This is a genomic window from Ruegeria sp. AB9 (assembly GCF_056542585.1).
This window is the reverse complement of sequence record NZ_JBQGAA010000015.1, coordinates 88,108-100,374: the sequence shown is the minus strand read 5'-3', so window position 1 is coordinate 100,374 and position 12,267 is coordinate 88,108. Positions and strand designations below refer to the sequence as shown.

General features: G+C 58.7%; 10 protein-coding genes. 6 read left to right on the top strand and 4 right to left on the bottom strand.

Annotated elements, in window-relative coordinates; translation table 11 throughout:
* The first annotated feature begins 121 nt into the window (after positions 1-121).
* The 4 genes from pta to ACR0K5_RS21370 all read left to right on the top strand — a co-directional run bounded on the left by pta (position 122) and on the right by ACR0K5_RS21370 (position 5,770).
* Entirely contained in the window at positions 122-1,129 is a 1,008-nt protein-coding gene (gene pta / locus ACR0K5_RS21385) for a phosphate acetyltransferase (RefSeq protein WP_480631570.1), read from the top strand.
* A 90-nt stretch (positions 1,130-1,219) separates the two neighbouring features.
* Positions 1,220-4,039 carry a molybdopterin oxidoreductase family protein gene (locus ACR0K5_RS21380; RefSeq protein ID WP_480631569.1) on the top strand — a complete coding sequence of 940 codons (2,820 nt, stop codon included), beginning with the start codon at positions 1,220-1,222 and terminating at the stop codon, positions 4,037-4,039.
* Between the two features lie 109 nt (positions 4,040-4,148).
* Positions 4,149-4,898, top strand: coding sequence for a 4Fe-4S dicluster domain-containing protein (locus tag ACR0K5_RS21375; protein WP_480631568.1), 750 nt, complete (start codon positions 4,149-4,151; stop codon positions 4,896-4,898).
* Positions 4,898-5,770 (top strand): dimethyl sulfoxide reductase anchor subunit family protein, encoded by an 873-nt coding sequence (locus ACR0K5_RS21370; protein ID WP_480631567.1) that lies wholly within the window; start codon positions 4,898-4,900, stop codon positions 5,768-5,770. The genes ACR0K5_RS21375 and ACR0K5_RS21370 overlap by 1 nt, the downstream gene beginning before the upstream one ends.
* 133 nt (positions 5,771-5,903) lie before the next feature.
* Here ACR0K5_RS21370 and dapA read toward each other — a convergent pair whose 3' ends face one another.
* A complete protein-coding gene (dapA, locus tag ACR0K5_RS21365) occupies positions 5,904-6,776 on the bottom strand; it encodes a 4-hydroxy-tetrahydrodipicolinate synthase (RefSeq protein WP_480631566.1) in 873 nt (290 codons plus the stop codon).
* A 133-nt stretch (positions 6,777-6,909) separates the two neighbouring features.
* Between dapA and ACR0K5_RS21360 the strand changes: the two genes are divergently transcribed.
* Positions 6,910-8,883, top strand: coding sequence for a lytic transglycosylase domain-containing protein (locus ACR0K5_RS21360; RefSeq protein ID WP_480631565.1), 1,974 nt, complete (start codon positions 6,910-6,912; stop codon positions 8,881-8,883).
* Here the strand turns inward: ACR0K5_RS21360 and ACR0K5_RS21355 are convergent.
* Together ACR0K5_RS21355 and mnmC2 are read right to left on the bottom strand one after the other, a co-directional pair.
* Entirely contained in the window at positions 8,857-9,726 is an 870-nt protein-coding gene (locus ACR0K5_RS21355) for a DMT family transporter (protein WP_480631564.1), read from the bottom strand. The two genes, ACR0K5_RS21360 and ACR0K5_RS21355, sit on opposite strands and share 27 nt — an antisense overlap.
* Entirely contained in the window at positions 9,723-10,388 is a 666-nt protein-coding gene (gene mnmC2, locus ACR0K5_RS21350; protein ID WP_480631563.1) for a tRNA (5-methylaminomethyl-2-thiouridine)(34)-methyltransferase MnmC2, read from the bottom strand. The genes ACR0K5_RS21355 and mnmC2 overlap by 4 nt, the downstream gene beginning before the upstream one ends.
* A gap of 55 nt (positions 10,389-10,443) precedes the next feature.
* On the opposite strand from mnmC2, the gene ACR0K5_RS21345 reads away from it, so the two are divergent.
* The gene (locus ACR0K5_RS21345; RefSeq protein WP_480631562.1) at positions 10,444-11,478 is read left to right on the top strand and encodes an NAD(P)/FAD-dependent oxidoreductase; all 1,035 of its coding nucleotides are present in this window, start codon (positions 10,444-10,446) and stop codon (positions 11,476-11,478) included.
* Here ACR0K5_RS21345 and ACR0K5_RS21340 read toward each other — a convergent pair.
* On the bottom strand, positions 11,470-12,261 hold the full coding sequence (locus ACR0K5_RS21340; RefSeq protein WP_480631561.1) for an HTD2 family dehydratase: 792 nt from the start codon (positions 12,259-12,261) through the stop codon (positions 11,470-11,472). The genes ACR0K5_RS21345 and ACR0K5_RS21340 overlap by 9 nt on opposite strands.
* Between the last annotated feature and the right edge of the window lie 6 nt (positions 12,262-12,267).

Below are 12,267 nucleotides of genomic sequence, written 5' to 3'. Positions count from 1 at the left end.
AACCAGGAACTCGGCGAACCCTTCCGCCGCGACGCTATGAAAAAACCCGTCGCTGTCGCGGGCGTCTCCGCAAACGACATGCAGGCGCAAGAAGTATAATTTCAGGACGAGGCCGGAGCGTATGACCCTGACACCTATTGAGCTGTTGCGTCAGAACGCCCCGGCCAACCGCCCTGTAATTTCCCTAAGCGAAGGCAGCGATCCCCGCGTTGTTGCGGGGGCGCTTGCCGCCCATCAGGCCGGTCTGGCCGATGTCATTCTGGTCGGTCCACAAGCCGAAGTTGAAGCCGCCCTGAAGGAACAGGGTGCTGCTCCCTCTCAAGGCGTTGCGGTTCACGACCCGGCAACCTCAGAGCTGACCGACGAGTTTGCCCAAACCTATTTCGAACTACGCCAGCACAAAGGTGTCGATCCGGCCAAAGCCCGCGCCGCCGTCGAAACACCGCCAGTCTATGCCGCCATGCTGGTCCGCAGCGGACGTGCCACAGGTACCGTTGGTGGCGCCGTCCACACCACTGGTGATATCGTCCGCGCGGCCATTCAGGTGATCGGAATGGCCCCGGACGCCGGAATGGTTTCGTCCTTTTTCCTGATGTACCCGCCGGAAAACCCTCGGCCCGGAGCGCGGGCAATGCTCTATTCAGATTGCGGTCTGGTCATCAATCCCACCGCTGGCGAGTTGAGCAAGATTGCCATCGCCTCGGCTAACTCGGCGCGGGCACTGCTGCAGGTTGACCCAAAAATCGCCATGCTCAGCTTTTCGACCATGGGCAGCGCAAAGCATCCCGATATAGACAAGGTGATCGAGGCCACTGAAACACTACGCCAGACTGCACCTGATCTGGAGGTCGATGGCGAGCTGCAGTTCGACGCAGCTTTCGTACCTTCGGTCGGGAATCGTAAGTCTCCCGGATCTTCGGTGGCCGGTCAGGCCAACGTGATGATTTTCCCCAATCTCGACGCCGGAAATATCGGCTACAAAATCACGCAACGGTTGGGTGGTTACGCCGCTATTGGCCCGGTTCTGCAGGGATTGGCGCAACCCGCCAATGATCTTTCCCGTGGATGCAGTGCCGAAGATGTGACCCAGATGATCGCCGTGACCGCGCTGCAAGCAACCAGAACGTAGCGCTCAGAATTCGTGTCGTTTCCAGAACGATGTTCTCAAATCGGAAGGAAAGTGACACAGTCCTCCCGACATAACCGACAGGACCCGCCAATGACCCATCAGCAGCCGATCCTTGATACGTCTCCGAAAGTCTCGGACGAGGTCCGCAAAACCACCTGCTATATGTGCGCCTGCCGCTGCGGCATCAACGTTCATATGAAAGATGGCAAGGTTGCCTACATCGAAGGCAACCGGGATCACCCGGTAAACAAAGGTGTATTATGTGCCAAGGGCTCTGCCGGTATCATGCAGGTCAATGCACCATCCCGACTGCGCAAGCCCCTGATGCGGGTTGGGCCGCGCGGCTCGGGCGAGTATCGTGAAATCGAATGGGACGAAGCGCTCAGCACCGCCGTTGGCTGGCTGAACGAACTGCACGAAACGGCACCTCAAAAGCTGGCATTCTTTACTGGTCGGGACCAGAGCCAGAGCTTCACGTCTTTCTGGGCCCAGAATTTCGGCACTCCGAACTATGCAGCCCATGGCGGTTTCTGCTCGGTCAACATGGCTGCAGGTGGCATCTATACAATGGGTGGCGCCTTCTGGGAATTCGGACAGCCAGACTGGGATCACACGAAGCTGTTTATGCTGTTCGGCGTGGCCGAAGACCATGACAGCAACCCAATCAAGATGGGCATTGGCAAAATCAAGGCACGTGGCGCGCGGGTGATCGGCGTGAACCCAATCCGCTCGGGCTACAACGCGGTTGCTGATGACTGGGTTGGGATCACACCTGGCACCGATGGGCTGTTCATCCTGTCGCTGATCCATGTGCTGATGAAAGCTGGCAAGATCGATCTGGATTACCTGAGCCGCTATACTAACGCACCTGTTTTGGTGAATGCTGCTGAGGGTCCGGAAAAAGGCCTGTTCCTGCGTGACGCCGACGGCAAGCCACTGGTCATCGACCGTGAAACAGGGGAACCAACGGCCTTTGACAAACCCGGCGTACGCCCTGACCTGTCGGCCACCTATGAAAAAGACGGGGTGACCCACCGCCCCGTTTTCCATCTGATGGCTGAGAAATATCTCAGCGACGAAAATGCTCCCGAGGCCGTTGCCGAGCGTTGTGGTATCCCCGCCAAACGCATCCGGGCCATCGCCGCCGAAATCGCCCGTGTCGCCTTTGACGAAGCTATCGAGTTGGATCACGAATGGACCGACTTCCGGGGCGAGACACACAGCAAGATGGTCGGTCGCCCGGTCAGTTTCCATTCCATGCGCGGCATCTCGGCCCATGCAAACGGGTTCCAGACCTGTCGCGCGTTGCATGTGCTGCAAATCCTTCTGGGAACGGTCGAGGTGCCAGGTGGATTTCGATTCAAGCCGCCCTACCCCAAACCGGTAGAAGCACACCCGACCCCTCATGGTGACCGCCGTCCCGGTCGCCCTCTGAACGGCCCCCATCTGGGTTTTCCACGTGGACCCGAAGATCTGCTGCTGGATGAAGAAGGCAATCCACAACGCATCGACAAGGCGTTTACCTGGGAAAACCCGATGTCGGCCCATGGGTTGATGCACATGGTGATCTCGAATGCAGCTGCGGGTGATCCCTACAAGATCGATACACTGTTCATGTACATGGCGAACATGTCGTGGAACTCTTCCATGAACACCAAGGGTGTGATGGAGATGCTGACGGCCAAGACCGAAGATGGCAAATACGTCATCCCGCGTATCATCTATTCAGACGCGTATTCATCTGAAATGGTTGCCTATGCCGACCTGATCCTGCCCGACACCACCTACCTGGAACGGCACGACTGTATCTCGCTGCTCGACCGTCCAATCTGCGAGGCTGACGCCGCTGCCGACGCCATTCGCTGGCCGGTGATCGAACCGGACCGGGACGTGCGCGGGTTCCAATCGGTACTGATTGAACTCGCCAATCGCATGAGCCTGCCGGGCTTTACGAATGAAGATGGCACTGCCAAGTGGAAAGACTACGCAGATTACATCGTCAACCACGAGCGTCGCCCCGGCATCGGCCCGCTGGCTGGCTTCCGGGGCCCGGAGGGTGACAAGGAAGGCCGTGGCGAAGTCAATCCGGACCAGCTGAACCGGTATATCGAAAATGGCGGGTTTTATGTGGCCCATATCCCGGAAGGCGCGGATTACTACAAGCCGTGGAACACCGCCTATCAGGATTGGGCCGTCGGGATGGGCATCTATGACAGCCCTCAGCCCTATCTGTTTCAGCTCTACTCCGAACCAATGCGCCGTTTCCAGCTGGCTGCCGAAGGCCATGGTGACCGCCAGCCGCCAGAGCACCTGCGTCAGCGCATCAAGGACACCATGGATCCGCTGCCGATCTGGTACGAGACCGACCAGCAGGGCAATGAAGGCTTCACCGTCAACGCCCTGACCCAACGCCCAATGGCGATGTATCACAGCTGGGGCACGCAAAATGCGTGGCTACGTCAGTTGCACGGTCGCAATCCGCTATATGTTCCGACCAAGCTGATGCGCGAACACAATTTGAAAAACGGTGACTGGGCCAAAGTCAGCTCTCCGCATGGTGAGATCACCGTACCGGTGATGGAAATGGCCGCGCTGAACGACAATACCGTCTGGACATGGAACGCGATCGGCAAGCGCAAGGGCGCATGGGCCCTGCAGGACGACGCGCCAGAGGCGACCAAAGGTTTTCTGCTCAACCACCTGATCCACGAATTGCTGCCATCCAAAGAAGACGGAATGCGTTGGGCGAACTCGGACCCAATCACAGGTCAGGCCGCATGGTTCGACCTGAAGGTCAAAATCGAAAAGGCTGATGCGCCTGCTGACGCGCAAAGCCAGCCGAATTTCGACCCAATCAATTCCCCCGTCGGCACTGGCCCTGGGAACTTGGCATGGAAGGTGGGAAAATGACCCGGATCCGCACTTCATCTGGCCAAAAATATCCCGGGGGTGAATTGAGCCGCAGGCTCAAGAGGGGGCTGGCTCCCTCACCCGCCTTCCACAGCAGAGGTTCAATGACATGACCCAGCTACCAAATTCCACCGACCGCAAGATGGGTTTGGTCATCGATCTGGACACCTGTGTTGGCTGTCACGCCTGCGTGATTTCCTGCAAGGGCTGGAACACCGAAAACTATGGTGCACCCCTTTCGGATCAGGACGCCTATGGCAGCAACCCTTCGGGCACATTCCTGAACCGTGTGCATTCTTACGAAGTGCAACCAGCCGACGGTCACGCGCAGCTAATCCACTTCCCCAAGTCCTGTCTGCATTGTGAGGACGCGCCCTGCGTTACCGTCTGCCCCACCGGGGCCAGCTATAAGCGGGTCGAAGATGGCATCGTGCTGGTCAATGAAAGTGACTGTATAGGCTGCGGCCTTTGTGCCTGGTCCTGCCCCTACGGAGCGCGGGAACTGGATGTGGCCGAGGGTGTAATGAAGAAATGCACGCTCTGCGTTGACCGTATCTACAACGAAAACCTGCCCGAGGTGGACCGTATCCCGTCCTGCGTTCGAACCTGCCCTGCGGGTGCAAGGCACTTTGGCGATCTGGGCGATCCTGACAGCGACGTCAGCAAGCTGGTTGCCGAGAGGGGCGGTATGGACCTGATGCCCGAGATGGGCACCAAGCCCGTCAACAAATACCTGCCCCCGCGCCCCAAGGACACGGTGGAAGACCAGATCGACATACTGGCCCCTCTGCTGGCACCCGTCGCTGAAGAGCCCAAGGGCTTCCTCGGCTGGCTTGACAAGACGTTGGAGAAACTCTGATGCATCCCGCACCCTCCGTCATCATATTCACCACCCTGTCCGGCCTGGGCTTCGGGCTGCTCTTTTTCCTCGGCCTCGGGTTGCCGACCGTCTCGGGTTGGGTGGCCTTCGTCTTCTTCGCCATCGCCTATGGTCTGGCCGTTGGTGGATTAATGGCCTCGACCTTTCATCTTGGCCACCCAGAACGGGCATTGAAAGCCTTCACTCAATGGAAAACCAGCTGGCTCAGCCGTGAAGGCTGGTGCTCCGTACTCGCGCTGATCATCATGGGGATTTATGCGACTGGCGTTGTGTTTCTGGGCCAAACGTGGAATCTGCTGGGTTGGTTCGGCGCTCTGTTGTCGCTGTTGACCGTGTTCACGACCTCCATGATCTACACACAGCTTAAGACCATTCCGCGCTGGAACATGAACCTGACCCCTGTCATGTTCCTCAGCTTCAGCCTGGCTGGTGGTGCGTTGCTGGCAGGTCAGACAAGCGCAGCTTTACCTCTGCTGCTGATCGCGGCGCTGGTACAGATGCTGTACTGGCGCAAGGGCGATCAGGCTTTTGCATCCTCAGGAACAGATCTGGGAACGGCCACCGGGCTTGCCGCACGCGGGTCCGTTCGCGCCTTTGAGCCACCGCATACCGGAACTAACTATCTGCTGCGGGAATTTGTTCACGTGGTGGGTCGCAAACACGCCGAGAAGCTGCGTATAATCTCGTTTGTTCTGGCCTTTGTGCTGCCGGTTCTGCTTCTGGTATTGCCGTTCAATCACTTCTTCGCCCTGTTGGCCGTGGTATCACATCTGGCAGGCGTAGCAACGTCGCGCTGGTTGTTTTTTGCGCAGGCCGAACATGTCGTCGGACTTTACTACGGGAAACGGTAGAGGGGGCTCTGCCCCCGCCGCGGCAGGCCGCAACTCCCCCGAGGTATTTTGGGCCAGATGAAGTTTGGATCAATCTATTAGAAAGGGCGGGCCTCGGAGTTCGAGGCCGCCCTTTTTTAATTTGGTTTCCTGATCAGATCAGATCGGCATGCGACATTGCTGTCTCAATCGCTGCCTTGGTGCTGTCTTCCAGCTCGGTCAGGGGAGAGCGGACTTCGGTGCTGCAGAGGCCCAGTTTGCTGAGCGCATACTTGGCACCGACAAGGCCCGGCTCGATGAAGATCGCTTCATGCAGCGGCATCAGTTTGTCCTGATACGCCAGCGCCTTTGCATAGTCTCCAGCCAGCGTGGCCTGCTGGAACTCGGCGCATAGCTTGGGGGCCACGTTTGCGGTTACCGAGATGCAGCCGACACCGCCATGAGCGTTGAACCCGAGGGCCGTGGCATCTTCGCCGGACAGTTGGCAGAAATCTGCGCCGCAGGTCGCGCGCTGCTGGCTGACGCGGGCCAAATCTCCAGTTGCATCTTTGACCCCGACAATGCGGGGAAGCTTGGCCAGTTCACCCATTGTGGCAGGCGCCATATCGATGATCGACCGGCCCGGAATGTTGTAGATGATGATCGGAATATCCGCGGCCTCGTGAAGAGCCTCGAAATGCGCGATCAGGCCGCGTTGCGTCGGCTTGTTATAATACGGTGTGACGACCAGAGCCGCATCCGCACCCACTTTTTCGGCGAACTGAACGAAACGAATAGCTTCGACCGTGTTATTCGACCCGGCGCCGGCAATGACCGGAACGCGGCCTGCAGCCGTTTTGACGACCTCTTCGATCACCGTCTCATGCTCATCATGGCTAAGCGTCGGACTCTCGCCTGTGGTTCCCACTGGTACCAGCCCGGTCGAGCCTTCTGATATCTGCCATTCCACAAGGTGTTTGAGCGTCTTCAGGTCCAACTCGCCGTTATTGAACGGGGTGACGAGGGCTGGCATAGAGCCTTTGAACATGACACGCTCCTTAAGGTGCAGTTTGCAAATTTAACGCTCCGGCACATCACATATCTTGCTTTGTGTGTTGATCCCGGCGGCGCACGGTTTATCCTCACAGGCTCTATCCTCGGTTGGTTGGGAAATGCAAGGGATGACACGCTTTCTAGCATTGATGACGGTTGTGATTCTGGTTTCAGTGGCAGCATCACAACCAGCGCGAGCAGATGCTGCGGCTGATTTACGCGCGGGGCTTTACGAAATGCGCAAGGGCGACTGGAATGCCGCATTGCGAGTTTCCGGCCAGCGCGGTTCCGTGTCGCGCGATATCATCGTCTGGCACTGGCTGCGCGAAGGCTTTGGCAGTTCGGGTGATGTGCTGGTGTTCCTTGAACGCCGACCGGACTGGCCCGGCCTTGCCTGGCTGCGCCGCAAGAGCGAGCCTGTCTTTACCGGTGCTGACCCCGACAGAGTTCTGAATTTCTACGCTGACATGCCCCCCCAAACTGCGGAAGGCGCGCTGAACTACGCAGTTGCCTTGAAAGCCAAGGGCCGCAATGGCGAAGCTGAGGCTGACATTGTGACTGCCTGGCGCACCATGCCAATGGGGTCGGGGCTGCAGAAGAACTATCTGGAGAACTTTGCCAAACTGCTAAAACCGCACCACGCGGCCCGACTGGACCGGATGTTGTGGGATGGTCATTTGGTGAGCGCCGGGCAGATGCTGCCTTTGGTCAGTGCGGATGAACGTAAACTGGCAGAGGCGCGGATCGCGTTACAGAAACGCCAACCAGGTGTGGATACCAAGGTGGCGGCAGTTCCCAAGTCATTGGCAGAGGCGCCAGGGCTCGCGTTCGATCGGTTTGTCTGGCGCGACAAAAAGGAACTGGATGACAGCGCCGTCGATCTGATGCTGGCGCGTTCAACCGGGCCTGACGCTTTGGGCGAGCCAGACAAATGGGCCGAGGGACGACGCCGTCTGGCGCGGCTTGAGCTGCGGTCCGGACGTGCGGCGCGCGCCTATGACGTGGCCGCCAATCACCACATGACCCCTGAAATGGGATACGGCTATGCCGATCTTGAGTGGCTGGCCGGATTTCTTGCCTTGCGCAAACTGAATGACCCGGCCACCGCCGTTCGCCATTTTCAGAACTTTTCGGACGCGGTCAAATCTCCGATCTCCAAAGGGCGTGGCGGATATTGGCTCGGGCGCGCTTACGCCGAACTGGGTGATGCGGACAAGGCTTATGACGCCTATGCGACGGGCGCTGATTACCAAACCTCATTTTACGGCTTGCTGGCTGCGGAACGGATCGGGCGACCGTTTGACACGGAACTGGCCAATCCGCGTCGCGCACCGCATTGGCGTCAGGCGGAGTTTGCCGATTCCAGCGTTCTGGAAGCTGGATTGCTGTTGCTGAAAGCCGGAGAAGCCAACCTGTCCGAAAGGTTCCTGACCCATCTGGTCGAAACCCTTGATCCTGTGCAGGCCAATCAGTTGGGCGATCTGGTGATTGAACTGAAACAGCCGCATCTGGCCGTGATGATCGCGAAGCGGGCGGCGACCACCGGTACTGTCCTACCTGCAGCCTATTACCCGGTCCATCCGGTGGCCGACATGCGCCTGCCAATGGCCAAAGAAATGACGTTGGCCATCGCGCGCCGCGAAAGCGAATTTGATCCGGTTGTCGTAAGCGGAGCGGGCGCGCGCGGTCTGATGCAGGTTATGCCTGCGACAGCCAAGCTGGTCGCGGGTGAGCTGGGTATTCTCAGCGGTCATCAGACGGGACGATTGACAAAGGACTGGCAATACAACGCAAAGCTTGGGGCCAATTACCTTTCGGGTCTGGCTGCCGATTTCAACGGCAACGTGGTCATGATGGCTGCGGGGTATAACGCCGGCCCAAGACGCCCGATCTCGTGGATGGAACGTTATGGTGATCCGCGTGCGGGCGAGATTGATATCGTCGACTGGATTGAGACCATACCGTTCAGCGAAACGCGCAATTATGTGATGCGCGTAACCGAAAGTCTGCCGGTCTACCGCGCCCGGCTGGGGCAGCCTGCCCTTCCGATCCCGTTCTCGCAAGAACTGATTGGATCATCTCTGGCGGCGTTCGCGCCATAGGGTGAACAGGCCTGCGGCCACGACAATGGTTGCGCCCGCCACAACTTCGGGGCGCAACGTTTCACCAAAGATTGAAATTCCCAGGATCGCGCTCCAGACCAGGTGGAAATAAGCAAAGGGCTGAACCGCACTGGCTTCGGCCATCTCATAGCATTTGATCAGCAACCAGTGCCCGAACGCTCCACTGACGCAAAGCAGCCCCATCCAGAGCCAGTCGCCGCGCGCCATCGGCTCCCAAAACCACATGCCAAACAAGGTCATCGCCACGGCACCGGCGACACCGGTCCAGAAAAAACTGGTCGCCGCGCTGTCCTGACGGGCGACGTATCGAGTCAACAAACCATAGATCGCAAACAGCAACGCAGAGATCAGGGGTATGACGGCCCATGGGTTAAAGACCCCGGCACCCGGTTGCAGAATGATCAGAACGCCAATGCATCCGACACCGATGGCAGCCCACCGCCGCCATCCGACCTTTTCGCCCAAAACAGGCCCGCTCAGCGCGGCGACAAGCAAAGGGTAGCAAATGAAGACAGCCATACTGTCGATCAGGCCAAGGACCGTAAAGCCAAACACCGCGATGCAGATTTCGGCGGCCAGCAACACGCCACGCACGATCTGCAGACCCAACTGGTTTGTTTTTGTGGCCGCTTTCAATCCTCCTGAGGCCCGCGCAGCCAGTGCAATGACAAAGGCTGCGAAGAACCAATAGCGGATCATCACCACCATATAGGTGTTGTAGGTTCCCGCCAGATGGCGTGAGATACCGTCCTGCAGGGCAAAGACAATTGTCGCGCCCACCATCAATGCGATGCCCGCACCCACATTGTTCTTCTGCGTCATGCTTTTTGTGCCTGCGTCATGTGACGCTTACGGCCATAGCCGGGCGTGCGGGAAACGTTGAAACCGGCACACTCCAGCCCCCGGCGCACAAAGCCTGCGGCCGTGTATGTTGCCGCCGTGCCCTCCGTGGCAGTGTGGTTTGCCACCTCCTGCATCAGGTCCGCGCCCCATAGTTCAGGGTTCTTGGCAGGCGAGAAACCGTCGAGGAACCAGGCATCCGCCAAACCTGTCCAATGCGGTAGAGTCTCGCGCGCGTCGCCGATAACCACCTCAAACTGAAGCGAGTCCAATGTACATGTGCGTCCCGTCCAGTGCGCCAGAAACCGGCTGCTCCACGGATGCAATTCTGGAAAAGCCTTGAGCGCGTGTTGCATGTCTTCCGCGGCCATGGGAAAGGCTTCGAAACTGGTGAAACGCAGTGGCCCCCGCTGACCGGACTTCTCCCACTCCGACCAGACTGTCAGCAGGTTCAGGCCGGTGCCGAAACCCAGCTCGGCAATGTGAAAACCAGGCGTGAATCGCGCAGGCAGATCATTTCCTGCCAGAAAAACATGGCGCGTCTCTTCCAGCCCGTTCTGCAACGAGTAATAAGGGTCATCGAACCGATCCGAGACCGGTATCTGATCCTCGGTCCACGTCAGTTTGGCGCGCTGGTCTGGCATCGGGGAATCCTGTAGCTAAGCGGCGCGACACTGAACAAGGAAAAGGAAATTTGCAATGGTCGATGTGACGGTTCGCGGGGCAGGAATTTTCGGCCTGTCCATCGCCTGGATTTGTGCGCGTCGCGGCGCAAACGTGCAGGTTGTTGATCCGTTCGGACCGGGCGCAGGATCCAGCGGAGGTCTGGTTGGCGCATTGGCCCCGCACGTGCCGGAAAACTGGAACGCCAAGAAAGCTTTTCAATTTGACAGTTTGATCATGGCTGAATCGTTCTGGCGACAGATCGAAGACACGGGCGGGGTTTCGCCCGGCTATGGCCGTCTGGGCCGTCTTCAACCGATCCAGGACGCGCGTGGTCTGGATCTGGCCCGACAGCGTGAAGGCACGGCAGATGAGCTGTGGCAAGGCTGCGCAGAATGGCGTGTTATCACCACGACACAGGCCGGTTCGTGGTGTCCACCCAGCCCCACCGGCTTTGTCATCCGGGATACGCTGACGGCACGAATGCAACCCCGGCGAGCCTGTGCCGCGCTTGTCGCGGCCCTTGAAGTCATGGGCGTCCATATTGTCAGCGACGCCGATGATAAGGGGCAGGTCGTTCACGCCACGGGCCTTGCAGGATTGCAGGAACTAAACGACGCCTATGGAAAAATCATTGGGAACGGCGTCAAAGGGCAAGCCGCCCTAGTGCGCTTCGACGCAGGAGAAGTGCCGCAGTTATTCGCCGACGCGATTCACATTGTGCCTCATGCAGACGGAACCCTTGCGATAGGATCAACCTCGGAACGGGATTATGACGACCCGACCAGTACGGACGAGGCTCTGGACGATGTGATCGACCGGGCCACGCGCGCCCTGCCGGTGTTGCACGGGGCCGAGGTGATCGAACGCTGGGCCGGTGTGCGCCCCCGCAGCAGAAGTCGTGCGCCGATGCTGGGGGTACATCCGTTGCATCAGGGTCAGTTCATCGCCAATGGCGGGTTCAAAATCGGTTTTGGCATGGCCCCCAAAATCGCCGAGGTCATGGCTGATTTGATTCTGGAAAACCGGGATGCAATCCCTGATGAATTCCGACCCGCAGCCTCATTGTGAAATGGCCACGGCTACCATGCACTGGCGGCCGTCCAAGCCACGCACCCACATGTCCTGACCGTCCCGGCACAGCTGGGCGGTCTCAAAGTGCATAAGCGGCGAGGTCGCACGGAAGGAAAACGACGTAAGCGGACCGCTCAGCTCAACCGCAAACAACATGAGAAGTTGCGCCAGCAACGGGCCATGCACAACCAGACCGCCATATCCTTCGACATCGCGGGCGTAGTCCAGATCATAGTGAATTCGATGGCCATTGAAGGTCAACGCCGAGTAACGGAACAACAGGGTTGAATCGAAGGTAACCTCGCGCAGGTCTGTTTCATCCGAACGCGCCTTGGGCGGCTGCGGGCTTTTCGTATCCGGCGCAGAATCTTCGCGATAGACGAGGTCCTGCCATTCCGTCAGGCACAACTGACCCCTCTGCCAGATCTCATGCCGCAAAGTGACAAAACCCAGCGGGCCGGACCGCCCCACCTTGGCGCTTTGCTTCTCGAGAACCGATATCTTTTCTGCGTCATTTCCAGCTACCAGAGGAGCATGGAATTCCAGTTTGCCCCCGGCCCACATTCTGCGCGGCAAACCCATATCCGGGATCAGGCCACCAACCTTGGGATGCCCGTCCCGCCCCAATGCTGAAGGCGGTTGTGGAGTCCAGAAATAGAGCTGATGAAAAAATGGCGGCAAAGCCGAGCCACTGGTTATTGTAGGCTCGGTGCCCAGCGCCACCTGAAATGCAGCCGCCCTGGCGGGGTCCAAAAGATCGGTCTGTCGCTCTACCTTCATTTCTCC

Excerpts from the sequence above, each read along its gene's own strand:
- pta (WP_480631570.1), top strand. The coding sequence starts at position 122 with ATGACCCTGACACCTATTGAGCTGTTGCGTCAGAACGCCCCGGCCAAC.
- ACR0K5_RS21380 (WP_480631569.1), top strand. The coding sequence starts at position 1,220 with ATGACCCATCAGCAGCCGATCCTTGATACGTCTCCGAAAGTCTCGGAC.
- ACR0K5_RS21375 (WP_480631568.1), top strand. The coding sequence starts at position 4,149 with ATGACCCAGCTACCAAATTCCACCGACCGCAAGATGGGTTTGGTCATC.
- ACR0K5_RS21370 (WP_480631567.1), top strand. The coding sequence starts at position 4,898 with ATGCATCCCGCACCCTCCGTCATCATATTCACCACCCTGTCCGGCCTG.
- dapA (WP_480631566.1), bottom strand. The coding sequence starts at position 6,776 with ATGTTCAAAGGCTCTATGCCAGCCCTCGTCACCCCGTTCAATAACGGC.
- ACR0K5_RS21360 (WP_480631565.1), top strand. The coding sequence starts at position 6,910 with ATGACACGCTTTCTAGCATTGATGACGGTTGTGATTCTGGTTTCAGTG.
- ACR0K5_RS21355 (WP_480631564.1), bottom strand. The coding sequence starts at position 9,726 with ATGACGCAGAAGAACAATGTGGGTGCGGGCATCGCATTGATGGTGGGC.
- mnmC2 (WP_480631563.1), bottom strand. The coding sequence starts at position 10,388 with ATGCCAGACCAGCGCGCCAAACTGACGTGGACCGAGGATCAGATACCG.
- ACR0K5_RS21345 (WP_480631562.1), top strand. The coding sequence starts at position 10,444 with ATGGTCGATGTGACGGTTCGCGGGGCAGGAATTTTCGGCCTGTCCATC.
- ACR0K5_RS21340 (WP_480631561.1), bottom strand. The coding sequence starts at position 12,261 with ATGAAGGTAGAGCGACAGACCGATCTTTTGGACCCCGCCAGGGCGGCT.